This window comes from Erythrobacter sp. WG (assembly GCF_026586795.1).
Classification (GTDB): domain Bacteria; phylum Pseudomonadota; class Alphaproteobacteria; order Sphingomonadales; family Sphingomonadaceae; genus Erythrobacter.
In genome coordinates this window covers 22619-42609 of record NZ_JAPFGY010000023.1, presented here as the reverse complement: position 1 = coordinate 42609, position 19991 = coordinate 22619, and the positions used below count along the sequence as shown (strand labels likewise).

Below are 19991 nucleotides of genomic sequence, written 5' to 3'. Positions count from 1 at the left end.
TCCTGTTCATGCGCACCCTCGCCCGCTGGCACGTCTGGCTCGGCTGGCTGGTCGGCGTGCCGATCGTGATGTGGCTGGCGAGCGGCCTGTTCATGACCCTGCGCCCGATCGAGGAGGTGCGCGGCGAGCATCTGCGTCTGAAGCAGGCACCCGACGCGCTGGTGCTACCGGGCAGCGCCGTCGCCTCTGCGGAAGCACAGCTCAAGGAGATGCGCGTCACGATGCAGCAGGGCCGCGCGGTGGCGATCCTGACCGGGCTCGACGGGTCGGTGCGCCGGGTCGATTTCGCGAGCGGCGCGGCCATCCCCGCGCTGGGGGCCGCCGAGGCACAGGCGCTGGTCGCCGCGCGCATCGCAGGCGGGGACAAGGCCGACAGCGTCACGCTCTTCCCCGCCGATCGCACACCGCCCGATTTCCGCCGCGAGGTGGCCGTGTGGCGGGTGGCGCTCGCTGACGGCACCAACGTCTATGTCGGACGCGACACCGGCGAGATCGAGGCGGTGCGCACCCGCTGGTGGCGCGCTTTCGACCTTGCCTGGGGCTTCCACATCATGGACCTCTCGGGGCGCGAGGACACCAGCCACCCGGTCCTGATCGCCTTCGCCGCCCTCTCGCTGACGGGCGCGCTGATCGGCTGCGTCCTGATGTTCCGCCGCCGCAGGGCGCGGCGCATTCGGCCGCTGCAATGACACCGACCGTCCTGACCCCGATCCTCGACCTCCTCGACCTCGCCGGCATCGCGCTGTTCGCGCTGTCGGGCGCGGTGCTGGCGGCGCGCCTCAGGCAGACTTTCGTGACGATGGCCTTCTTCGCGCTCGTCACCGGGGTCGGCGGCGGGACGGTGCGCGACTTGCTGATCGCCGCGCCGGTGTTCTGGATCGACGATCCGTGGGTTGCCGCCGTGTGCCTGGGCACCGCGCTGATCGCGTGGTTCACGCCGGTGCGCTGGTGGGAGGGCAAGGGTTTCGCCTATGCCGACGGCGCGGGGCTTGCCGCCTATGCCGTGCTCGGCAGCGCCAAGGCGCTCGCCTACGGGGTGCCGCCTGTCCCGGCCGCGCTGATGGGGGTCATCACCGGCTGCGTCGGCGGGATCATCCGCGACGTGGTGGCGGGCCGCCCCTCGATCATCATGAGCCCCGAGCTCTACGTGACCCCGGCGGCGCTGACCTCCGCGCTGAGCGTGGGCGGGATGCTCGCCGCGCGCGAGCTGGGCCTGCCGGACGCGGCTGCATGGGCACTCGCCTTCGCTTGCGGCTTCGCCTTGCGCAGCGCTGCGATCCGGTGGGAGTGGGGCCTCCCGATCTACGACGAGACGCGCGGCGGGGGCTAAGGCGTTACCAGCCGCCCGCGCCTTCGGGCGCGTCTTCGGGAATGTCTTCGCCGGGGATCGGCCCGCCCGGATAGGCTGGCATTGCCTGCGCGGCCGCCGTACGGCGCGGCGTCGGGCCGAGCGCGCTCATGGTGGTCTCCTGCACGGCGATGTCGGGCCGCACGGTTCCGCCAATCTCCTGACGCGCCGCGGCATAGGCATCGCCGCTCCATTGACCATCGGCGGAGCTCCCCGCGGCAGCGCCATCGCCAAGATCGACAGCGGCGATCCGGCCGTCATTGCCAATCCGGCAGCGGAAGCCCTGCCCCCGTGCCAGCGCCCCCGTGACCTCCCAACCCGAAGCATCACGCCGGACATTGTCGACGCTCGCGACCCGGGAGTCGCGCTCGACGGCGTCGACACACAGGGCCGCGGCATTGTCGAGACCTGAGGCCATGGCTCCCGAGGTCGCACCGACCGGGCGGGTGGGACGAACATCGCGGCGCACCCACTCGCCATCGCGCCGATCGGGGACACGGTCATAGACGATGACGTCGCGGTCGCGGTCACGCTCGCGGCGGAGGGCCGAGCTCGCGATCGCGGCGATGCCGCCGATCAGCACGGCGCCGAGGATGACGTCCCCGGCATCCACCCGGTTGCGGCGCCAGCCCCGATCCCAACCCCAGCCGCGGCCCCGGCCCCATCCCCCGCCCCAGCCGCAGTTCCAGCGGCAGCGCCACTGATCGGCGACAGCATCAGCCGGGTCGAAGCGGCTCGCGGCAAAGACCTGTGGCGGCGCGGCAGGCGCGGCGGAGGCAGGCAGGCTGAGCGCGGTGGTCGCGGCGAGCCCTGCGGCAAGAACGGCATTGCGGATCATCTGAGGCATGGCACTCTCCTGTTGCGGCCGGGCCGTTCCACCATGCGCCCCGGTGTCGATCATGAGCCTAACCGGGGCGAGCTTGCGCCCGGCTGAACCGCTGCGCCCCTCCGATACAAGACCGCCCCGTGCTCCGGTGGAGGAAGCACGAGGCGGCAAGGGTGCGCGCCGCGAAAAGGAAAGGTGGCGCGCGGTCTTTCGGGCGCGGGCCTCAGCGCAGGCCGCGCACGCCGCTGAAGTTGATGAACGGCGCGCCGCGACCGTCGATGCGGCAGGTGAAGTTCCCGCGATCATTGCCGCGCCGGTCCCAGCCGCCGCCGACATCAATCCGGCCGCGCACACGGAAACCGTCGCGGGTGCGGTCGATGTCGCGCACGTCGATCACGTCGGCAAAGCGGTACCCGCCGCGGCGTGCCTGGTTCTCGGCCGCACGCACGCAGCGGTCGACGGCAAAGCGCGGGGAGACGCCCCAGCCGCCGCTACGATCCCAGCCACCGCCGCGGAAGTTGCGGTCGTAGTAGGCATCGCGGCCACGGTCCCCGTCGAAGGCGCCCGCGAGCGCCGCAATGCCGCCGAGCACCACCGCGCCGGCGATGATCTCGCCCGCGCCGATGCCGCCGCGATCGTCGCGATCAAAGCGGCCTTGCGCCGCCGCCGGGCTGATGGCGGCCGCGCTCAGCGCGGTCGCGGTGACGGCGCCGAGAACCAGCCGCGCCGATGTTGTCCTGGTCGTCATCCATCCACTCCTCGTCTTGGTGCCGCGGGCCTGAATGCTTGCGGCATAGGAGGTGTTCTGCGGGATTGGGCGTGAGGCCTCGCTGAATCGGGATGACAGGCGTTGTTAATTTATAGGACGATCAAGATGAACGGCTCGTCGCAAGTTGAAGATTCCGGCAAGACGGGCCTGCTGGTGTTTCATCAACTTACTTGGGCCTCAGAGCCTCGAGCACGTCGCGGGTGAAGCCGGCGATGTCGAAGCGGGTGCCCACCGGGTCCTCCCCCCGCCGCACGATCACGACCTGACGCGAGGGCACGATCACCACATATTGCCCGCGCGCCCCGACCGCCGCGAAGGTGTCGGGCGGAACCCCCTCCTCCTTGTTCAGCAGCCAGAACCCGGCACCGTAACCGAAACCGCTTGCCGGTTGCGGGCCGCTCGGGGTGGATACGTACCTGGCCCAGCCTTCGGGAAGGATGCGCTCGCCCGAGGGGAGCCTGCCGTCGCTGAGGTAGAGCTCCCCGAACTTGGCCAGATCGCCGGCGGTCGACCAGACCTGCGAGGAGAGGACGTAGCTTCCCTGCCAATCGGTCTCGGCGACGGTTCCCGTCATGCCGAGCTTGGCGAAAAGCTCGGCAGGCGGATGCCGGGCGAAGGTCGGCTTGATCGCGGCGACCGCAGCGAGCGTGTCGTTATTGGCATAGCGGAAGGTGCTACCAGGGGGCGCGACCAGCGGCCAGTCGAGCGCGGCTTCCTCGACGCTCGCGCCGCCGTAGTAGAGCGGGTCGGAGCGGTTCCCCGGCGCGTCCGTGTAGCGCCCCGAGCCCATTCTCAGCAGGTGATCGACTGTGATGGCGCGGCGCGGATCGGCGTCCGAAAGACCCAGGCCGGCCGAGGCATTCACGTCGGCCTCGCCTCGCAGGACCGCCGCGCCGACCAGCGTCGCGGTGATGCTCTTCGCGACCGAAAAGGTGCGCTGCGGGATATCCGGTCCGAAATCGGGCGCATAGCTTTCGAGCAGCGTTGCGCCTCCCTTACGGATCAGGACCGCGGTGGTCCGCGCGCCGACCCCGTAGGCGAATCCGTCCAGCGCCTTCTGCGCGGCCATGGCTAGGAGGTCGCGTCCGGCGATCCCTTTTGCCGGCTTGGGAGCGGCGCGAGCTGCTGTCGCGGGAACCGGGGTTGGCCTCTGCTGCGCCCCCTCCAGCGCGGTCTCGGGCGTTCCGATCGGCAGCACCGAGCAGCCCTTCTGCGCGCCCCTGTAAGCCGCAAGGCGCGGCGGCATGTCGGCGGCCCAATCGACCGCGACATATGTCACTTGGCCGGACGGGCTACGGACGATCCGCGCGGGAAGATCGGCGACATGGTTCGACATCGGCGCCTGGATGCCGCTGAGTTCCCAGCGGGCGACGCTTGCGGGCGTGCGCGTGGCGCCGTTCGCCTCGGCATTGGCGATCGCCCCGCAGAGCATGAGGGCCTTGTACCCAGCGGCAAGCGCGGGTGCGTAGCGGGCCTGAAGCGTATCTTCTTGCAGCTGAGCGGCGGCAGGAACGGCGGCGACGAGCAGCGCGGCGGCTGCGACAGTAAGGCGGATCATGGGCGCGCATCCTATGCGCGGCTCGCCAAAAGGAAAGGGCCGGGAAGCCTGCACTCCCCGGCCCTTCACCTGATTGCGCGAAGCGCGGATTACGCGTCTTCGTATTCTTCTTCGGACTGCACCGGGCCCGAATCCTGGCCCTTGGCCGCCTCGTCGCGGTCGACCAGCTCGATGATCGCCATCTGCACCGCGTCGCCGGCACGCACGCCGGCGCGCAGCACGCGGGTGTAGCCGCCGTCGCGATCCGCATAACGCTCGGCGAGGACGTCGAAGAGCTTCTTGAGTTGCGCCTCGTCACCCAGACGGCTCATCGCGAGACGACGGTTCGACAGGCCGCCACGCTTCGCGAGCGTGATCAGCTTCTCGACATAGGGGCGCAGTTCCTTCGCCTTGGGGAGCGTGGTGGTGATCTGCTCGTGCTTGATCAGCGCGGCGGCCATGTTGCGGAACAGGGCGTTGCGGTGACCCGTGCGGCGGCCCAGCTTGCGGCCCGAAATACCATGACGCATATTCTTTATTCCGTTCGAAAAGGGCCCGTGTCAGGTAGCCCAGTGCTGGTCGAAAAGGGTTCGACCTTCCCATTCTTCGGCAAGGCCGACACGGGAGTAAATCCCGTGTCGTCAGACGAGCTTCGCTCGCTGGCCGGCAGGCCGCCGTCCGTCGGCAACCTGCGGTTGCCTCAGGCGGCTGCTGCTTGGCTTAGCCAAGCAGCTCCTGCTCCAGCTTTTTGGCCATTTCCTCAATGTTCTCGGGCGGCCAGCCCGGGATGTCCATCCCGAGGCGGAGGCCCATGCTCGAGAGAACTTCCTTGATCTCGTTGAGCGACTTGCGGCCGAAATTCGGCGTCCGCAGCATCTCGGCTTCGGTCTTCTGGACCAGGTCGCCGATATAGATGATGTTGTCGTTCTTGAGGCAGTTGGCCGAACGCACCGAGAGTTCCAGTTCGTCCACCTTCTTGAGGAGGTAGCGGTTGAGCTGGTTGGCGTCGCTCTCTTCGGGCTGCACCGCGTGGCCGATCATCTGGCCGACCGGCTGCGGGATGCCGTCCTCAAAGTGGACGAACAGCGTCAGCTGATCCTGCAGGATGCGCGCGGCATAGGCCACCGCATCGTCGGGGGTGACGGTGCCATCGGTCTCGACCGTCAGCGAAAGCTTGTCATAGTCGAGCTCCTGCCCGACGCGGGCGTTCTCGACCTTGTAGCTCACCTGACGCACGGGCGAGTAGAGCGAGTCGACCGGGATCAGCCCGATCGGCGCGTCGGCCGGACGGTTCTGGACGGCGGGCGAGTAGCCCTTCCCGGTGTCGGCGGTCAGCTCCATGTTGAGCGTCGCGCCCTCGTCGAGGTGGCAGATCACGAGGTCCTTGTTCATCACCTCGATATCGCCGGTCACGGCAATATCGCCGGCGCGGACTTCGCCCGGGCCGGTCGCGGAAAGCTGAAGCCGCTTGGGGCCCTCGCCTTCCATCTTGAGCGCGATCTGCTTGACGTTCAGCACGATGTCGGTGACGTCTTCACGCACGCCCGCGAGGCTCGAGAATTCGTGGAGCACGTTCTCGATCTTGATCGAGGTGATCGCGGCGCCCTGAAGGCTCGACAGCAGCACCCGGCGCAGCGCGTTGCCGAGCGTCAGGCCGAAGCCGCGCTCGAGCGGTTCGGCCACGAAGGTCGCCTTGCGCTGACGATCGCCGCCATCCTTGATTTCGAGGGAGTTGGGTTTCTTGAGTTCCTGCCAGTTCTTGGTGTTGACGGACATGGATTTCCCCTAATTCGCCGTTTCGGGCGGTTCAAACTTGGGCGGGCCGGATGCGTTAGACACGGTGCGGCATCGGACCCGATCGGGTGGCGGAGGCGATACGCGCCTCCGCCATCCCGGCGGATCAGACGCGGCGACGCTTGGAGGGACGGACCCCGTTGTGCGGGATCGGGGTGACGTCGCGGATCGAGGTAATGTTGAAACCCACGGCTGCAAGACCCCGTAGCGCGCTCTCGCGGCCCGAGCCCGGACCCTTGACCTCGACCTCGAGGGTGCGCACGCCGTGTTCGGCGGCCTTCTTGCCGGCATCGTCGGCGGCGACCTGCGCGGCGTAGGGGGTCGACTTGCGGCTGCCCTTGAAGCCCATCATGCCGGCGCTGGACCAGCTGATCGCATTGCCCTGCGCATCGGTGATGGTGATCATGGTGTTGTTGAAGCTGGCGTTGATATGCGCAACGCCGCTGGTGATGTTCTTCTTGTCACGGCGCCGGATACGGCCTGGTTCGCGTGCCATTGTCTGAATTCCTCTAGCTCGTCAGAAGGAAAAAGCGTGGAAGCCTGAGCTCCCGCTTACTTCTTCTTGCCCGCGATGGGCTTGGCCTTGCCCTTGCGGGTGCGGGCGTTGGTGTGGGTGCGCTGGCCGCGGACGGGGAGACCCGAACGGTGACGCAGGCCGCGATAGGCGCGCAGGTCCATCAGGCGCTTGATGTTCATCGCGGTGTTGCGACGCAGGTCGCCTTCCACGGTGAAATCGGCGTCGATCGTCTCGCGGATGCGGAGGATTTCCTCGTCCGACAGATCCTGGACGCGCGCCGAGTGCGCAATGCCGAGCTTGTCGGCGATCTGGACTGCGGTCGTGCGACCGATCCCGTGAATGTAGGTGAGCGCAATGATCACGCGCTTGTTGGTGGGGATATTGACCCCGGCAATACGAGCCACTTATTTCTCCATGCTCCACAGGGGCAAATGGCCGTTTGGCCACCCCTATCTCATCGCTCATCCATCCGCCTGTCCGATGCCGGCATGATCGAGGCAGGAGCCCGGATCGCAAACGGCAAAAAGTCCGGTCGGCACGCGCAAGGGCGATGCCTGCCGAACTGACTTCGAACGTGTCGAATGAGCCGCGCGCATAGGCCGATTCGCACCGAGCGTCAACCGCAAGCGGGACGCCTTCGCGGCGAGCGGATTCGCCTGGCAACACGGCCCACATCCGGACCGGTCAACGCTTCGGCTTTTCCTTTTCCTTGAGATCACCGAAGGCATCCGCCACCGAGGGCGTCTTGGCATCGGGTGTGGTCGGCGCCGCGGCCGGCTTTGCCCCGGCCGGCACGGAACCGGCGGGCTTGGAGGCGGGCGACGCAAGGGCCCCTGCCGCTGCGCGCGGTGCGGAAGGGACCTGGGTCGGACCGGCGGCTGCGGGCTTCGGCGCCCCGGGAGACGGAGCCGAGGCGGGCGCTGCGGGGAGCGACACCACGCCCAGCAGCTTGGCCAAGGCGCCGAGCTGCGCCCCCATCACCGCATCGACCGCCTTGGAGATCACCGGCACCTCGTAGCGCATCGGGCCGCCGACATTGTATTCCCACACGATCCGCGTCCCCTTCTCGACCTTGCTGATCGCGATGGTCAGGACACCCGTCACCGGCTCGCTCTGCAGTGGGCCGAGGCTGCCAACCATGCGCAGCGCCTGTTCGGGGTAGGCTTGGACGACGCGCATATGCTCGACGCTGCCCTGGAGCGTGAAGCCGCCCGGCCCGTCCCTCTCAGGAATGATCTCGCAGAAGCACCCGCCCGCTTGCGGGGTGAGCGTCAGGTTCTTGGGATCGCCCGACCACGTGTGCGCCGCCTGCCACCAGCCTGCCGGCGAGATCAATGCGAGCCAAACCTCCTTCGGTGTCGCCTTGACCACGGCCTCGTGCCGGCTGACGAAGCCGCTCTGGGTCGTCTGGACGACTTCAGCAGCAAGGGGGTGCGTGCCCGCCAGCGCACCGAACGCGAGCATGGCCGCCATTGCCCTCGATTTGACCATAGCCCTTACCCCTTTGCCGATGGGTCGACGCTGCGGCAAAAGCGCGATGCAGGCAAGAGGGGCGCGGCGCTTACCCGCCGAGAATTGCGTCGATCTGATCCGCAACGGTGTCGATCGGCGCCATCCCGTCGACCCGGGTGACGATCCCGCGCGCCTCGTAACCCGGCAGGATCGGCGCGGTCTTTGCGCGGTATTCCTGCATCCGCATCCGCACCGTCTCCTCGTTATCGTCGGGACGTCGCTTGAACTCGGTGCTGCCGCAAGTGTCGCACACGCCGGGCGTCGAAGGCGGATTGGCGGTGTCGTGATAGAGCGCGCCGCAGTTGGCGCAGGAAAAGCGGCCGGTGATACGCTCGACCAGTGCATCCTCGTCGACCTCGAGCTCGATCACATGGTCGAGCACGCGGCCGTTGCGGGCAAGGATCGCGTCGAGCGCGTCGGCCTGTGCCGCCGTGCGCGGAAAACCGTCGAAAATCGCGCCCATCCCCGGTGCCATGCCGGCGAGTTCGGCGTCGATCAGGTCGGAGACGATCTCGTCCGAGACGAGTTCGCCGCGCTCCATCACTTCCTTGGCGCGCAGGCCCACGGGCGTGCCCGCCTTGACCGCAGCGCGCAGCATATCGCCGGTCGAAAGCTGGCGCATACCGTGGCGCTCGACCAGCCCAGCGCTCTGCGTTCCCTTGCCAGCACCGGGAGGGCCCAGAAGAATGATGTTCACGAACCGTCCCCCAATTCCGCCCCGGGTCGACGCCCGGGGCTCGCTTTCAGACAAGTGGGTTCAACCAAGCAGGCGGGCGCGTCAAGCCGACTTTCGGCCAGCCTCAGCGCATCCGGCCCTTGAGCTTAGCTTTCTTGATGAGATCGCCGTATTGCAGCGCCAGAAGGTGCGACTGGATCTGGCTGATCGTGTCGACCGTGACGTTGACCACGATCAGCAGACTGGTGCCGCCGAGGAACAGCGGGATGCCGGTCTGCGCGATCATGTATTCGGGCAGCACGCAGACGAGCGCGAGATAGCCGGCCCCGACCACGGTGATGCGGGTTAGGACGTATTCCAGGTAGTCTGCCGTGCGCTTGCCCGGACGGATGCCGGGGATCGATCCGCCGTTCTTCTTCAAGTTGTCCGCCGTCTCCTCGGGGTTGAAGACCACTGCGGTGTAGAAGAAGCAGAAGAACACGATCCCGATCGCATAGAGCGTCATGTAGAGCGGCTGACCGTGCGCGAGATACTGGTTCAGCGCCTGAAGGACGGTGTAGAACCCGCTATCGGTATCGACCGAATTGCCCGCGAATTGCGTGATCGTCAGCGGCAGCAGCAGCAGCGAGCTGGCGAAGATCGGCGGGATCACGCCTGCGGTGTTGATCTTGAGCGGCAGGTAGGAGCGCTCGCCCTGCATCATCCCGCGCTCGGTCGCGCGGCGCGGGTACTGGATGGTGAGGCGGCGCTGGGCGCGTTCCATGAACGAGATCAGGAGGATCAGCGCAACGACCATGACGAGGAAGAAGATGATGATCCACGGCGCGATCGACCCGGTACGCCCGCCTTCGAAGAGGTTGGTCGCGAAAGTCGGGAATTGCGCGACGATGCCCGCCATGATGATCAGCGAGATGCCGTTGCCGATCCCGCGGCTGGTGATCTGCTCGCCCAGCCACAGCAGGAACATCGTGCCGCCCACGAGGTTGATGACCGCGACCACGCGGAACATGATGCCGGGGTCGACCACGGCCTGAAGCCCGTTTTGCGCGGCGAAGCTCTCGAGCCCGACAGCGAGGAAGTAGCCCTGGATCGCGCACAGCAGCACCGCGCCGTAACGGGTGTACTGGTTCAGCTTCTGCCGACCGCTCGCGCCTTCCTTCTTCATCGCCGCAAGCGCCGGGTGGAGGGCCGATGCCATCTGCACCACAATCGAGGCGGTGATGTAGGGCATCACGCCCAGCGCGATGAGGCTCATGCGCTCGAGGCTGCCGCCCGAGAAGGCGTTGAACAGGTCGAGAATCCCGCCGCGGGTCTGATCGTATAGCTCGCTCAGAATCAGCGGATTGACGCCCGGCAGCGGCACGAAGCTCAGGAAGCGGAAGACAATCAGCGCGCCGATCGTGAACCAGATGCGCTGCTTGAGCTCGGTCGCCTTGGAGAAATTGCCGAGGCTGAGGTTGCTCGCGATATTGTCGGCGCGTGATGCCATGGGAACGGGTCGATCCTAGCTCTTGATCCGGGCGCGCCTTGCTTGCGGGGCCCTTCGCAAAGGGCCGATCCGGCGCGCGAGAGCGTAAATAGGGAGCGCGGGGGCTCTTGTCGAACCCCCGCGCATCGCCTTTTGTCGATTACTTCGCCTTCGCCGCCTTGTTGGCGTCGCGGCGGGCGAGCTTCTTCTCGTGCTCGGGAGTGGGCGCCGGCGCCACTTCGACGCTGCCGCCGGCCTTCTCGACCGCGGCAATCGCGCCCTTGGTCGCGCCGGTCACGGCGAAGGTCGCCTTGGCGGTGATCTCACCCTTGCCGAGCAGACGCACACCGTCCTTGCCGCCGCGCACGAGGCCGGCTGCACGCAGCGCTTCCTCGGTGATGGTGGCCTTGGCATCGAGCTTGCCCGCGTCGATGAACTTCTGGATCATGCCGATGTTCACTTCGGCGTAATCCTTGGCGAAGGGGTTGTTGAAGCCGCGCTTCGGCAGGCGCATGTGGAGCGGCATCTGGCCGCCTTCGAAGCCCTTGATGGCAACGCCCGAACGAGCCTTCTGGCCCTTCTGACCGCGCGCGGAGGTCTTGCCCTTGCCGGAGCCGATACCACGGCCGACACGGATGCGGCCCTTGCGGGCACCGGCGTTGTCGCGGATGTCATTCAGTTTCATTGTGTGCACTCGCTTTCGCTTTTGTCGCGCTTGATAAGAAAGGAAGGCCCCGACTTAGCGGGGCCTTGCCTGATTTAGTCCACCACCTGCACCAGATGCGGGATCTTGGCGATCGCGCCGCGCACCTCGGGGGTGTCCTGACGCTCGACGATCTTGTGCATCTTGTTCAGCCCCAGACCGATGAGGATCTGGCGCTGGCTGGCGGGGCGACGGATCGGCGAGCCGATCTGCTTGATCTTGATGGTAGCCATCGAGGGTTACTCCGCAATCGCGGCAGCGTCGGCTTCCGCCTCGGCTGCACTGGCCCCGCCGCGACCCAGGAGGTCGGCAACCTTCTTGCCGCGACGCTGGGCGACCGACTTCGGCGAAGTCTGGTCGGCAAGCGCGTCGAAGGTGGCGCGGATCATGTTGTAGGGGTTCGAGGTGCCGACCGACTTGGTCACCACGTCGGCGACGCCGAGGCTCTCGAACACGGCGCGCATCGGACCGCCGGCGATGATGCCGGTCCCCGGAGGCGCGGTGCGGACGGTCACCTTGCCCGCGCCGAAACGGCCATTGCCGTCATGGTGAAGGGTGCGTCCTTCCTTGAGCGGAACGCGGATCATCTTCTTGCGCGCCGAAGCGGTCGCCTTGGTGATCGCCTCGGGCACTTCGCGGGCCTTGCCGTGGCCGAAGCCGACGCGGCCCTGGCCGTCGCCGACCACGACCAATGCTGCAAAGCCGAAGCGCTTGCCGCCCTTCACGGTCTTGGAGACGCGGTTGATGTGCACCAGCTTCTCGATGATGCCGTCATCTTCTTCCTGCTTGCCGCCGCGACGGTCGTCACGACCCCCGCGACCACGGCCACGATCGCCGCCTTCGCGGTTGCCGCCACGGCCACGGCCACGCCGGCCCTGGTTCTCGCCGGCGTCGCCAGCTTCGAGCGCCACGTCCGGGGTCTCGATGGTGTTTTCGTCAGCCATGATCAGAACTCCAGCCCGCCTTCACGGGCGGCATCGGCCAGCGCCTTGACGCGGCCATGGAACAGGAAGCCGCCGCGATCGAACACGACAGTCGTCACACCCGCCTGCTTGGCGGCCTCGGCGATCTTCTTGCCGACTTCGGCAGCGGCATCGACGTTCGCGCCGCTCGCCTTGGCACCCAGCGTGGAGGCAGCGGCAACCGTGCGGCCGGCCGCGTCATCGATGATCTGGGCGTAGATGTGACGGCCGGTGCGGTGCACCGACAGACGGGGCTTGCCACCGGCACGCGCGCGCAGCGCAGTGCGAACCCGGCGACGGCGACGTTCGAAAAGGGAAAGCTTTGCCATCTTATCTCTTCTTCCCTTCCTTGCGGAAGATAAACTCGCCGCGATAGGCGATCCCCTTGCCCTTGTAGGGCTCGGGCTTGCGCCAGCGGCGGATTTCGGCGGCAAACTGGCCGACGGCCTGCTTGTCGGTGCCGGAAATCTCGATCGTGGTCTGGTCCGGGGTCTTCACTTCCAGGCCCTCGGGCACCGGCAGATCGACATCGTGGCTGTAACCGAGCTGCAGCTTCAGGGTCTTGCCCTGCGCGTTGGCACGGTAGCCGACGCCCTTGATGACCAGCACCTTGGTGAAGCCGGCGCTGACGCCTTCCACCAGGTTCGACACCAGCGTGCGCTGCATGCCCCAGAAGGCCCGAGCCTGCTTGCTGTCATTGGCGGGCTTCACCGAGATCTCGCCCTCTTCGACCTTGTAGTCGATGAGATCGGACAGGCCGAGGGTCAGGGTGCCCTTGGGGCCCTTCACCGTGAGGGTGCCGTTGTCGATCGTGGCGGTCACGCCGCCCGGGATCGCCACCGGCTTCTTACCGATGCGGCTCATCAGAACACCTCCGCCAGCACTTCGCCGCCGACGTTGTGGCTGCGCGCTTCGGCATCCGAAAGCACGCCGCGCGGCGTCGAGACGATGGTGATGCCGAGACCATTGCGGATCGTCGGCAGTTCCTTGGAACCCGAGTAGACGCGGCGGCCCGGCTTCGAGACGCGCGCCACGTGCTTGATTGCGGGCTCGCCTTCGAAATACTTCAGTTCGATCCGCAGCGCCTTGTGCTTCCCCGAGGTATCTTCGCTGTAGCCACGGATGTAGCCTTCACGCTGAAGCACTTCGAGCACGCTCGCACGCAGGTTGCTCGCCGGGGTCAGGACGGAGTCCTTCTTGGCGCGCTGGCCGTTGCGGATGCGGGTGAGCATGTCACCCAGAGGATCGGTCATTGCCATTGTTCAGTCCTCACCAGCTCGACTTGGTCAGACCGGGAATCATCCCGCTGTTGCCAAGTTGACGCAGTTCGATGCGGTTGATGCCGAACTTGCGGTAATAGCCGCGCGGGCGGCCGGTGGTGGCGCAACGGTTGCGCACCCGGGTCGGGTTCGCGTTGCGCGGAAGCTCGGCCATCTTGAGCCGGGCGACCAGTCGCTCGGTCTCGTCGAGGGACTCGTCATTCGCGATCGCCTTCAGCTTCTCGTACTTCGCAGCGTACTGCTTGACGAGCTTCTTGCGACGCTCATTCTTGTTGATGGAACTCAGTTTCGCCATGGACTTAAGCTCTCTGCTTTCGTGTCTCTAAGCGGAAGGCGGCTTACGCCGCTTCCTTCTGTTCGGTCTTGGCTTCACCAGCGAAGGGGAAGCCGAACAGGCGCAGCAGCTCGCGCGCCTCTTCGTCGGTCTTGGCGGTGGTGGTGACGATGATGTCCATCCCACGCACCTTCTCGATCTTGTCGTAGCTGATTTCGGGGAACACGATCTGTTCCTTCAGCCCCATCGCGTAGTTGCCGCGGCCGTCGAACGACTTGGCGTTCAGCCCGCGGAAGTCGCGGATGCGCGGCATGGCCACGGTGACGAGACGATCGAGAAATTCGTACATCCGCTCACGACGCAGCGTGACCTTGCAGCCGATCGGCATGCCTTCACGCAGTTTGAACTGCGCGATCGACTTCTTGGCGATGGTGATCACCGGCTTCTGGCCGGCGATCAGCGCCATTTCCTCGGCGGCGGTCTGAACCTTCTTCTTGTCCTGGCTCGCCTCGCCCACGCCCATGTTAAGCGTGATCTTCTCGAGCTTGGGCACTTCCATGCGGTTCTTGTAGCCGAACTTCTCGGTCATGGCCTTGACGATTTCGTTATCGTACTTGGCCTTCATCCGGGCGGTGTAATCAGCCATCGATGGTCTCCCCACTCTTGACCGCAACGCGCACCTTCTTGCCGTCCTTCACTCCGAAACGGACGCGGGTGGCCTTGCCGGTCTTGGGATCAGCGAGAGCAACCTTGGAGATGGCCATCGGCGCCGCGAAGCGGTCGATGCCACCCTGAGGGTTGGCCTGGCTGGGCTTGCGGTGACGGGCGACGATGTTCACGCCCTCGACAACGACCTTGCCGTCCTTCGGCATGACTTGGGCGACCGTACCGGTGCGGCCCTTGTCCTTGCCAGACAGCACGACGACGCTGTCACCCTTCTTGATCTTAGCGGCAGCCATCACAGCACCTCCGGCGCGAGCGAGATGATCTTCATGAAGCCCTTGCTCCGCAGTTCGCGCACCACGGGGCCGAAGATACGGGTGCCGATCGGCTCCTCGTTCTTGTTCACGAGCACCGCGGCGTTGGTGTCGAAGCGGATGACGGTGCCATCCGGACGGCGCACGTCCTTGCGGGTGCGCACGATCACCGCGCGGTGAACGTCGCCCTTCTTGACCTTGGTGCGCGGCTGCGCCTCCTTGATGGAGACGACGATCACATCGCCGACGCCCGCGGTACGACGCTTCGAGCCACCCAGCACCTTGATGCACTGGACGCGCTTGGCGCCGCTGTTGTCCGCGACGTCGAGATTGGATTGCATCTGGATCATTGATCCGTTGTCCTTCTCATTGGCTTACCGGGACGCCCGATCCGACCGGGGCCCAGCAGTTCCGTTTACGCCTAATTCAGTTACCCGCAGCCGCAACGTCGAGGTCGGCTTCCACCGCCTGCACGCCGCCTGCCACGACCCGGTCCTTGACGATCCAGGTCTTGGTCTTGGACATCGGGCGGGTCTCCTCGATCCGCACCACGTCACCCACGGTGTATTCGTTCTGCTCGTCGTGCGCGTGATACTTCTTCGAACGACGGATGATCTTCCCGTAGAGCGGGTGCTTCACCTTGCGTTCGACCAGCACGGTCACGGTCTTGTCGGTCTTGTCGGAGGTCACAGTCCCGACGAGGATGCGCTTGGGCATGTGCTTTCTCCTTACGCCTTGGCGGCGGCGGCCTTGGCCGCACGCTCGCTCTGCAGCGTCTTGATCTGCGCGATGGTCCGGCGCACCTGACGGATGCGCGACGGGGCCTCGAGCTGGTTGGTCGCAGCCTGGAACCGCAGATTGTACTGCTCGCGCTTGAGCTCGGTGAGCTCGGCGGTCAGCTGGTCATCGGTCTTGGTGCGAAGGTCCGCGATATCGGCCATTATTCGCCTCCCAGGTGGCTGGTGTCGCCGAGACGGGCGACAACCTTGGTCTTGATCGGCAGCTTCATCGCTGCACGCTCGAAGGCTTCGGCGGCCAACGGGCCGGCGACGCCGTCGAGTTCGAACAGGATCCGGCCCGGCTTCACCTTGGCCGCCCAATATTCGACCGAACCCTTGCCCTTACCCTGACGGACTTCGGCAGGCTTCTTCGACACGGGCACATCGGGGAACACGCGGATCCAGAGACGACCCTGACGCTTGATGTGACGGGTGATCGCACGACGCGCGGCTTCGATCTGACGGGCCGTGACGCGCTCGGGTTCCAGAGCCTTCAGCCCGTAGGAGCCGAAGTTCAGGGTGGTGCCGCCCTTGGCATCGCCCTTGATCCGGCCCTTGAACTGCTTGCGGAACTTGGTCTTTTTCGGTTGCAACATGGTCTGTTACCTCTAGCGGGCCGGGCGGACGCCGGAAGTCTGGGCTTCCATCATCAGGCGGTCCTGCGCGGTCGGATCGTGAGCGAGGATCTCGCCCTTGAAGATCCACACCTTGATCCCGATGATCCCGTAGGCGGTCAGCGCCTCGGTCTCGGCGTAATCGATGTTCGCACGCAGGGTGTGAAGCGGCACGCGGCCTTCGCGGTACCATTCGACGCGGGCGATTTCCGCCCCGCCGAGACGGCCACCGCACACGATCTTGATGCCTTCGGCACCCAGACGCAGCGCCGACTGCACCGCGCGCTTCATCGCCCGGCGGAACGCCACGCGGCGCACCAGCTGGTCGGCGATGCCCTGGGCGACGAGCTTGGCGTCGATTTCCGGCTTGCGGATCTCGACGATGTTCAGCTTCACGTCGCTCTTCGTCATCGTCGCCAGCTTGGAGCGCAGCTTTTCGATGTCCGCGCCCTTCTTGCCGATGATGACACCGGGACGGGCCGCATAGATCGACACCCGGCACAGCTTGGCCGGACGCTCGATCACCACCTTAGAAACCGCCGCCTGCGGCAGGTTCTTCATGATGTACTTGCGGATCGCGACATCTTCCTTGAGCAGCTGCGCATAGTCACGCCCTTCGGCGTACCAGCGGCTGTCCCAGGTGCGGTTGATCTGCAGGCGCAGACCGATCGGATTGCTCTTCTGACCCATATTACGCCTCCTCTGCTTCGCGAACGACGATCCGCAGACGCGAGAACGGCTTCAGGATCCGGGTCGACTTGCCGCGGCCACGGGTGTGGAAGCGCTTCATCGTCACCGACTTGCCGACGCTCGCTTCAGCGACGACCAGCGCGTCGACGTCGAGGTTGTGGTTGTTTTCCGCATTGGCGATCGCCGAGGCGAGCACCTTGCTCGCATCGCGCGCCATCGCCCGCTTCGAAAAGGCGAGGATGTTCAACGCCTCTTCGGCCTTCTTGCCGCGGATCAGGGCCGCGACGAGATTGAGCTTCTGCGCCGAACCACGGATCGTGGTGCCGACGGCCAGCGCCTCGTTATCGCCCACGCGGCGGGGTGCTTTTGCCTTGCCCATTAGCGCTTGCCCTTCTTGTCGGCAGCGTGACCCGGGAAGGTGCGCGTGGGCGCAAATTCACCAAGCTTGTGGCCGACCATTTCTTCCGAAACCGAAACGGGAATGAACTTGTGCCCGTTATAGACATTGAAGGTGAGCCCGACGAACTGCGGCAGGATCGTCGAACGCCGCGACCAGGTCTTGATCGGCTTGGCATTCGTGGTTTCCTGCGCCGTTTCTGCCTTCTTGAGCAGGCTCAGCTCGACAAACGGACCTTTCCAGACGGAACGTGCCATCGTCTCTTACCTCTTCTTCTTCGCGTGACGCGAACGGATGATCATCTTGTCCGTCTGCTTGTTGTGGCGCGTGCGAGCACCCTTGGTCGGCTTGCCCCACGGCGTCACCGGATGGCGACCACCGGAGGTCCGGCCTTCACCACCACCGTGCGGGTGGTCGACCGGGTTCTTCGCAACGCCGCGAGTCAGCGGACGCTTGCCCATCCAGCGCGAGCGGCCGGCCTTGGCGAAGTTCTGGTTGGCGTTGTCGGGGTTCGACACCGCACCCACCGTGCCCATGCAATCGGCGCGCAGGTAACGCTGCTCGCCCGAGTTGAGGCGGACGATCACGAAGGCGCGGTCACGACCGACGACCTGCACATAGGTGCCGGCCGAACGGGCGATCTGGCCGCCCTTGCCCGGCTTCATCTCGACATTGTGGCAGATCGTGCCGACCGGCATCTGACCGAGCAGCATCGCGTTGCCCGGCTTGGTGTCGACCTTCTCGCCGGCCACGACCTGGTCACCGACAGCCAGACGCTGCGGCGCGATGATGTAGGCCTGCTCGCCATCTTCGTACTTCACCAGCGCGATGAAGGCGGTGCGGTTCGGGTCATATTCCAGACGCTCGACGGTGGCCGGCATGTCCCACTTGCGACGCTTGAAGTCGATGAAGCGGTACTTCTGCTTGTGGCCCCCGGCGATCCCGCGCGAGGTGACGTGGCCCTTGTTGTTGCGGCCACCGGTCTTGCGCTTGCCTTCGGTCAGCGCCTTGACGGGCTTGCCCTTGTAGAGCGCCGACTTGTCGACCAGGATCAGACCGCGGCGGGCGGGACTGGTCGGCTTGTAGTTCTTGAGTGCCATTGTTCGTGTCCTGTCCCTTGGCCTCAGATACCGCTGGTGATGTCGATCATTTCACCCTCGGCGAGGGTGACAATGGCCTTCTTCACGTCGGAGCGCTGATAGGCCTTGCCCTTCCAGCGCTTGGTCTTGCCCTTCTGGACCAGGGTGTTCACGGCGACGACCTTCTTGTCGTAGATCGCCTCGATCGCTTCCTTGATCTGCGGCTTGGTCGCGTCCTTGGCGACCTTGAAGACCACGGCGTTGTTTTCCGACGCGAGGGTCGACTTTTCGGTGATGTGCGGCGCGATGATCACGTCGTAGTGACGCGCGTCGACGGTCTGCTTCTTAGCCATTGAAACGGGCCTCCAGCTTTTCGACGGCGGCCTTGGTCAGCACCAGCGTGTCGTGGTTGAGGATGTCGTAGACATTGGCACCGATCGCGGGGAGCACGTTAATGCCCGGCAGGTTGCCGGCGGCCTTCTTGAAGCCCGCGTCGACCTGCTCGCCGTCGATCACCAGCACCTTGCCCGTGAGACCGGCAGCGGTGAGGTGGCCCTTCAATGCCTTGGTCTTGGCGTCCTTCAGCTCGAGGCTGTCAACCACCACTAGGCCACTCTTGGCCTTGGTCGAGAGCGCCATCTTGAGACCCAGCGCACGGACCTTCTTGTTGAGCGACTGCTCGAAGTCACGCTTGCGCGCACCGTGGGCCTTACCACCGCCAATGAAGACGGGGGCAGCGCGGTCGCCGTGACGGGCGGTGCCGCCACCCTTCTGGCGGCCGAACTTCTTGCCGGTGCGGGCCACGTCCGAACGCTCACGCGTCGGGCGGGCGGTGCCACGGCGGTTTTCGAGCTGCCAGGTCACCACGCGGTGGAGGATGTCGGCGCGCGGCTCGATGCCGAACACGTCATCCGACAGCTCGACTTCACCCGAAGCCTTGCCGCCTGCGATGTTCTGAACCTTGATCTTCATGGCTCAGCCTTCCTTGTTTTCTTCGGTGGCCGCGGTGTCGATCTCGACAGCCTCGACAGCCACGGGGGTCTCGTCGGCGACGGGAGCCTTGTTCTTGTCAAGGATCGCGCCCGGGAACGGCAGGTCAGCCGGAGCCTTGAGCTTCACCGCGTCGCGAACGAGCAGCCAGCCGTTCTTTGCGCCCGGGACCGAGCCCTTGACGAAGAGAAGACCGCGCTCGGCGTCGGTGCGGACGATTTCGAGGTTCTGCTGGGTGCGCTGACGGTCGCCCATGTGGCCGGCCATCTTCTTGCCCTTGAACACGCGGCCCGGATCCTGGCGGTTACCGGTCGAACCGTGGGCACGGTGCGAGATCGAGACGCCGTGCGTCGCGCGCATACCGCCGAAGCCCCAGCGCTTCATGGCGCCCGCAAAGCCCTTGCCCTGCGTGTGGCCGGTGATGTCGACCATCTGGCCAGCAACGAAGTGCTCGGCCGAGATGGTGGCGCCGACCGGGACCAGCGCATCGGCGCTGTCGACGCGGAATTCGGCGACCTGCTTCTTGAGGCCGACATCGGCCTTGGCGAATTGTTCACGCTGCGGCTTGGCAACGTTCTTGTGCTTGGCTTCGCCCGCGCCGAGCTGGACGGCGTAGTAGCCATCGCGGTCTTCGGTGCGGTGCGAGACCACCTGGCATTCTTCCAGCGACAGAACGGTCACGGGCACGTGCCGTCCATCCTCCTGGAAGAGGCGGGTCATCCCGACTTTCTTTGCGATAACGCCGGTGCGCATCGTCAGTTCACTCCTCAACAGAGGCACCCGACGGACCATCCGCCAG

32 protein-coding genes are annotated in these 19991 nt (G+C 66.0%); 2 read left to right on the top strand and 30 right to left on the bottom strand.

Features of this window, described 5'->3' with window-relative positions; translation table 11 throughout:
- Positions 1 to 8 precede the first annotated feature (8 nt).
- On the top strand, positions 9 to 689 hold the full coding sequence (locus OPU67_RS12090; protein ID WP_267619895.1) for a hypothetical protein: 681 nt from the start codon (positions 9 to 11) through the stop codon (positions 687 to 689).
- The gene (locus OPU67_RS12085) at positions 686 to 1330 is read left to right on the top strand and encodes a trimeric intracellular cation channel family protein (protein WP_267619893.1); all 645 of its coding nucleotides are present in this window, start codon (positions 686 to 688) and stop codon (positions 1328 to 1330) included. Before OPU67_RS12090 ends, OPU67_RS12085 begins: the two co-directional genes overlap by 4 nt.
- A gap of 4 nt (positions 1331 to 1334) precedes the next feature.
- Here the strand turns inward: OPU67_RS12085 and OPU67_RS12080 are convergent, their stop codons facing one another.
- From OPU67_RS12080 to rplC, 30 genes are all read right to left on the bottom strand, one after another.
- Positions 1335 to 2195: a hypothetical protein gene (locus OPU67_RS12080; protein WP_267619891.1), complete on the bottom strand. Its 861-nt coding sequence runs from the start codon at positions 2193 to 2195 to the stop codon at positions 1335 to 1337.
- Positions 2196 to 2397: 202 nt separating this feature from the next.
- Entirely contained in the window at positions 2398 to 2922 is a 525-nt protein-coding gene (locus OPU67_RS12075; RefSeq protein ID WP_267619889.1) for a hypothetical protein, read from the bottom strand.
- A gap of 187 nt (positions 2923 to 3109) precedes the next feature.
- On the bottom strand, positions 3110 to 4501 hold the full coding sequence (locus tag OPU67_RS12070) for a serine hydrolase domain-containing protein (RefSeq protein ID WP_267619887.1): 1392 nt from the start codon (positions 4499 to 4501) through the stop codon (positions 3110 to 3112).
- An 89-nt stretch (positions 4502 to 4590) separates the two neighbouring features.
- Positions 4591 to 5010, bottom strand: a complete 420-nt coding sequence (gene rplQ / locus OPU67_RS12065; RefSeq protein ID WP_267619885.1) for a 50S ribosomal protein L17 — start codon at positions 5008 to 5010, stop codon at positions 4591 to 4593.
- Positions 5011 to 5200: 190 nt separating this feature from the next.
- Positions 5201 to 6256 (bottom strand): DNA-directed RNA polymerase subunit alpha, encoded by a 1056-nt coding sequence (locus tag OPU67_RS12060; RefSeq protein WP_267619883.1) that lies wholly within the window; start codon positions 6254 to 6256, stop codon positions 5201 to 5203.
- 124 nt (positions 6257 to 6380) lie between these two features.
- Positions 6381 to 6770, bottom strand: coding sequence for a 30S ribosomal protein S11 (gene rpsK / locus OPU67_RS12055; RefSeq protein ID WP_017666383.1), 390 nt, complete (start codon positions 6768 to 6770; stop codon positions 6381 to 6383).
- 56 nt (positions 6771 to 6826) lie between these two features.
- Positions 6827 to 7195 carry a 30S ribosomal protein S13 gene (rpsM, locus tag OPU67_RS12050; protein ID WP_267619878.1) on the bottom strand — a complete coding sequence of 123 codons (369 nt, stop codon included), beginning with the start codon at positions 7193 to 7195 and terminating at the stop codon, positions 6827 to 6829.
- A gap of 280 nt (positions 7196 to 7475) precedes the next feature.
- On the bottom strand, positions 7476 to 8264 hold the full coding sequence (locus OPU67_RS12045) for an SRPBCC family protein (RefSeq protein ID WP_267619876.1): 789 nt from the start codon (positions 8262 to 8264) through the stop codon (positions 7476 to 7478).
- 88 nt (positions 8265 to 8352) lie between these two features.
- Complete coding sequence (locus OPU67_RS12040; protein WP_267619873.1) at positions 8353 to 9000, bottom strand: adenylate kinase; 648 nt, start codon at positions 8998 to 9000, stop codon at positions 8353 to 8355.
- A 103-nt stretch (positions 9001 to 9103) separates the two neighbouring features.
- The gene (secY, locus tag OPU67_RS12035) at positions 9104 to 10468 is read right to left on the bottom strand and encodes a preprotein translocase subunit SecY (RefSeq protein ID WP_267619870.1); all 1365 of its coding nucleotides are present in this window, start codon (positions 10466 to 10468) and stop codon (positions 9104 to 9106) included.
- 139 nt (positions 10469 to 10607) lie between these two features.
- Positions 10608 to 11132, bottom strand: a complete 525-nt coding sequence (gene rplO, locus OPU67_RS12030; protein ID WP_267619868.1) for a 50S ribosomal protein L15 — start codon at positions 11130 to 11132, stop codon at positions 10608 to 10610.
- A gap of 74 nt (positions 11133 to 11206) precedes the next feature.
- Positions 11207 to 11383 carry a 50S ribosomal protein L30 gene (gene rpmD / locus OPU67_RS12025; protein WP_066529830.1) on the bottom strand — a complete coding sequence of 59 codons (177 nt, stop codon included), beginning with the start codon at positions 11381 to 11383 and terminating at the stop codon, positions 11207 to 11209.
- A gap of 6 nt (positions 11384 to 11389) precedes the next feature.
- On the bottom strand, positions 11390 to 12094 hold the full coding sequence (gene rpsE / locus OPU67_RS12020; RefSeq protein ID WP_267619835.1) for a 30S ribosomal protein S5: 705 nt from the start codon (positions 12092 to 12094) through the stop codon (positions 11390 to 11392).
- Positions 12095 to 12096: 2 nt separating this feature from the next.
- The gene (gene rplR, locus OPU67_RS12015) at positions 12097 to 12441 is read right to left on the bottom strand and encodes a 50S ribosomal protein L18 (RefSeq protein WP_267619833.1); all 345 of its coding nucleotides are present in this window, start codon (positions 12439 to 12441) and stop codon (positions 12097 to 12099) included.
- A 1-nt stretch (position 12442) separates the two neighbouring features.
- Positions 12443 to 12976 carry a 50S ribosomal protein L6 gene (gene rplF, locus OPU67_RS12010; protein WP_267619830.1) on the bottom strand — a complete coding sequence of 178 codons (534 nt, stop codon included), beginning with the start codon at positions 12974 to 12976 and terminating at the stop codon, positions 12443 to 12445.
- A complete protein-coding gene (rpsH, locus tag OPU67_RS12005; RefSeq protein WP_073975064.1) occupies positions 12976 to 13371 on the bottom strand; it encodes a 30S ribosomal protein S8 in 396 nt (131 codons plus the stop codon). The genes rplF and rpsH overlap by 1 nt, the downstream gene beginning before the upstream one ends.
- Before the next feature lie 10 nt (positions 13372 to 13381).
- A complete protein-coding gene (gene rpsN / locus OPU67_RS12000) occupies positions 13382 to 13687 on the bottom strand; it encodes a 30S ribosomal protein S14 (protein ID WP_086609106.1) in 306 nt (101 codons plus the stop codon).
- A gap of 43 nt (positions 13688 to 13730) precedes the next feature.
- Positions 13731 to 14312, bottom strand: coding sequence for a 50S ribosomal protein L5 (rplE, locus tag OPU67_RS11995; RefSeq protein WP_267619824.1), 582 nt, complete (start codon positions 14310 to 14312; stop codon positions 13731 to 13733).
- A complete protein-coding gene (gene rplX, locus OPU67_RS11990) occupies positions 14305 to 14625 on the bottom strand; it encodes a 50S ribosomal protein L24 (RefSeq protein ID WP_267619821.1) in 321 nt (106 codons plus the stop codon). Before rplX ends, rplE begins: the two co-directional genes overlap by 8 nt.
- The gene (rplN, locus tag OPU67_RS11985; RefSeq protein ID WP_066529816.1) at positions 14625 to 14993 is read right to left on the bottom strand and encodes a 50S ribosomal protein L14; all 369 of its coding nucleotides are present in this window, start codon (positions 14991 to 14993) and stop codon (positions 14625 to 14627) included. The genes rplX and rplN overlap by 1 nt, the downstream gene beginning before the upstream one ends.
- Positions 14994 to 15069: 76 nt before the next feature.
- Positions 15070 to 15360: a 30S ribosomal protein S17 gene (gene rpsQ, locus OPU67_RS11980; protein WP_066529809.1), complete on the bottom strand. Its 291-nt coding sequence runs from the start codon at positions 15358 to 15360 to the stop codon at positions 15070 to 15072.
- Positions 15361 to 15371: 11 nt separating this feature from the next.
- Entirely contained in the window at positions 15372 to 15584 is a 213-nt protein-coding gene (rpmC, locus tag OPU67_RS11975) for a 50S ribosomal protein L29 (protein WP_066529807.1), read from the bottom strand.
- Positions 15584 to 16018 (bottom strand): 50S ribosomal protein L16, encoded by a 435-nt coding sequence (rplP, locus tag OPU67_RS11970; RefSeq protein WP_017665138.1) that lies wholly within the window; start codon positions 16016 to 16018, stop codon positions 15584 to 15586. Before rplP ends, rpmC begins: the two co-directional genes overlap by 1 nt.
- Positions 16019 to 16030: 12 nt before the next feature.
- Complete coding sequence (gene rpsC / locus OPU67_RS11965) at positions 16031 to 16726, bottom strand: 30S ribosomal protein S3 (RefSeq protein WP_267619815.1); 696 nt, start codon at positions 16724 to 16726, stop codon at positions 16031 to 16033.
- Between the two features lies 1 nt (position 16727).
- Positions 16728 to 17105: a 50S ribosomal protein L22 gene (gene rplV / locus OPU67_RS11960; protein ID WP_072675056.1), complete on the bottom strand. Its 378-nt coding sequence runs from the start codon at positions 17103 to 17105 to the stop codon at positions 16728 to 16730.
- Positions 17105 to 17380, bottom strand: coding sequence for a 30S ribosomal protein S19 (rpsS, locus tag OPU67_RS11955; RefSeq protein WP_088914647.1), 276 nt, complete (start codon positions 17378 to 17380; stop codon positions 17105 to 17107). The genes rplV and rpsS overlap by 1 nt, the downstream gene beginning before the upstream one ends.
- Positions 17381 to 17386: 6 nt before the next feature.
- Positions 17387 to 18223: a 50S ribosomal protein L2 gene (gene rplB / locus OPU67_RS11950; RefSeq protein ID WP_267619809.1), complete on the bottom strand. Its 837-nt coding sequence runs from the start codon at positions 18221 to 18223 to the stop codon at positions 17387 to 17389.
- Positions 18224 to 18246: 23 nt separating this feature from the next.
- Positions 18247 to 18555, bottom strand: a complete 309-nt coding sequence (locus tag OPU67_RS11945) for a 50S ribosomal protein L23 (RefSeq protein ID WP_267619807.1) — start codon at positions 18553 to 18555, stop codon at positions 18247 to 18249.
- Positions 18548 to 19174, bottom strand: coding sequence for a 50S ribosomal protein L4 (gene rplD, locus OPU67_RS11940; RefSeq protein ID WP_267619804.1), 627 nt, complete (start codon positions 19172 to 19174; stop codon positions 18548 to 18550). The genes OPU67_RS11945 and rplD overlap by 8 nt, the downstream gene beginning before the upstream one ends.
- A gap of 3 nt (positions 19175 to 19177) precedes the next feature.
- Complete coding sequence (gene rplC, locus OPU67_RS11935; protein ID WP_066529797.1) at positions 19178 to 19945, bottom strand: 50S ribosomal protein L3; 768 nt, start codon at positions 19943 to 19945, stop codon at positions 19178 to 19180.
- Between the last annotated feature and the right edge of the window lie 46 nt (positions 19946 to 19991).

What these genes read in the sequence shown, in the direction of transcription:
- OPU67_RS12075 (WP_267619889.1), bottom strand. Translation starts at nt 2,922, where the DNA reads ATGACGACCAGGACAACATCGGCGCGGCTGGTTCTCGGCGCCGTCACC.
- rplQ (WP_267619885.1), bottom strand. Translation starts at nt 5,010, where the DNA reads ATGCGTCATGGTATTTCGGGCCGCAAGCTGGGCCGCCGCACGGGTCAC.
- rpsN (WP_086609106.1), bottom strand. Translation starts at nt 13,687, where the DNA reads ATGGCGAAACTGAGTTCCATCAACAAGAATGAGCGTCGCAAGAAGCTC.
- OPU67_RS12060 (WP_267619883.1), bottom strand. Translation starts at nt 6,256, where the DNA reads ATGTCCGTCAACACCAAGAACTGGCAGGAACTCAAGAAACCCAACTCC.
- rplF (WP_267619830.1), bottom strand. Translation starts at nt 12,976, where the DNA reads ATGAGCCGCATCGGTAAGAAGCCGGTGGCGATCCCGGGCGGCGTGACC.
- OPU67_RS12070 (WP_267619887.1), bottom strand. Translation starts at nt 4,501, where the DNA reads ATGATCCGCCTTACTGTCGCAGCCGCCGCGCTGCTCGTCGCCGCCGTT.
- rplX (WP_267619821.1), bottom strand. Translation starts at nt 14,625, where the DNA reads ATGGCTGCCGCTAAGATCAAGAAGGGTGACAGCGTCGTCGTGCTGTCT.
- rpsC (WP_267619815.1), bottom strand. Translation starts at nt 16,726, where the DNA reads ATGGGTCAGAAGAGCAATCCGATCGGTCTGCGCCTGCAGATCAACCGC.
- rplV (WP_072675056.1), bottom strand. Translation starts at nt 17,105, where the DNA reads ATGGGCAAGGCAAAAGCACCCCGCCGCGTGGGCGATAACGAGGCGCTG.
- rpmD (WP_066529830.1), bottom strand. Translation starts at nt 11,383, where the DNA reads ATGGCTACCATCAAGATCAAGCAGATCGGCTCGCCGATCCGTCGCCCC.
- rplD (WP_267619804.1), bottom strand. Translation starts at nt 19,174, where the DNA reads ATGAAGATCAAGGTTCAGAACATCGCAGGCGGCAAGGCTTCGGGTGAA.
- rplR (WP_267619833.1), bottom strand. Translation starts at nt 12,441, where the DNA reads ATGGCAAAGCTTTCCCTTTTCGAACGTCGCCGTCGCCGGGTTCGCACT.
- rpsK (WP_017666383.1), bottom strand. Translation starts at nt 6,770, where the DNA reads ATGGCACGCGAACCAGGCCGTATCCGGCGCCGTGACAAGAAGAACATC.
- rpsE (WP_267619835.1), bottom strand. Translation starts at nt 12,094, where the DNA reads ATGGCTGACGAAAACACCATCGAGACCCCGGACGTGGCGCTCGAAGCT.
- rplE (WP_267619824.1), bottom strand. Translation starts at nt 14,312, where the DNA reads ATGGCTGATTACACCGCCCGGATGAAGGCCAAGTACGATAACGAAATC.
- rplB (WP_267619809.1), bottom strand. Translation starts at nt 18,223, where the DNA reads ATGGCACTCAAGAACTACAAGCCGACCAGTCCCGCCCGCCGCGGTCTG.
- rplP (WP_017665138.1), bottom strand. Translation starts at nt 16,018, where the DNA reads ATGTTGCAACCGAAAAAGACCAAGTTCCGCAAGCAGTTCAAGGGCCGG.
- rpsQ (WP_066529809.1), bottom strand. Translation starts at nt 15,360, where the DNA reads ATGCCCAAGCGCATCCTCGTCGGGACTGTGACCTCCGACAAGACCGAC.
- OPU67_RS12080 (WP_267619891.1), bottom strand. Translation starts at nt 2,195, where the DNA reads ATGCCTCAGATGATCCGCAATGCCGTTCTTGCCGCAGGGCTCGCCGCG.
- OPU67_RS12090 (WP_267619895.1), top strand. Translation starts at nt 9, where the DNA reads ATGCGCACCCTCGCCCGCTGGCACGTCTGGCTCGGCTGGCTGGTCGGC.
- OPU67_RS11945 (WP_267619807.1), bottom strand. Translation starts at nt 18,555, where the DNA reads ATGGCTAAGAAGCAGACCGTCGACGCGCGTCACTACGACGTGATCATC.
- OPU67_RS12045 (WP_267619876.1), bottom strand. Translation starts at nt 8,264, where the DNA reads ATGGCGGCCATGCTCGCGTTCGGTGCGCTGGCGGGCACGCACCCCCTT.
- rpsS (WP_088914647.1), bottom strand. Translation starts at nt 17,380, where the DNA reads ATGGCACGTTCCGTCTGGAAAGGTCCGTTTGTCGAGCTGAGCCTGCTC.
- secY (WP_267619870.1), bottom strand. Translation starts at nt 10,468, where the DNA reads ATGGCATCACGCGCCGACAATATCGCGAGCAACCTCAGCCTCGGCAAT.
- rplO (WP_267619868.1), bottom strand. Translation starts at nt 11,132, where the DNA reads ATGAAACTGAATGACATCCGCGACAACGCCGGTGCCCGCAAGGGCCGC.
- rplC (WP_066529797.1), bottom strand. Translation starts at nt 19,945, where the DNA reads ATGCGCACCGGCGTTATCGCAAAGAAAGTCGGGATGACCCGCCTCTTC.
- rpsH (WP_073975064.1), bottom strand. Translation starts at nt 13,371, where the DNA reads ATGGCAATGACCGATCCTCTGGGTGACATGCTCACCCGCATCCGCAAC.
- OPU67_RS12085 (WP_267619893.1), top strand. Translation starts at nt 686, where the DNA reads ATGACACCGACCGTCCTGACCCCGATCCTCGACCTCCTCGACCTCGCC.
- rplN (WP_066529816.1), bottom strand. Translation starts at nt 14,993, where the DNA reads ATGATCCAGATGCAATCCAATCTCGACGTCGCGGACAACAGCGGCGCC.
- rpmC (WP_066529807.1), bottom strand. Translation starts at nt 15,584, where the DNA reads ATGGCCGATATCGCGGACCTTCGCACCAAGACCGATGACCAGCTGACC.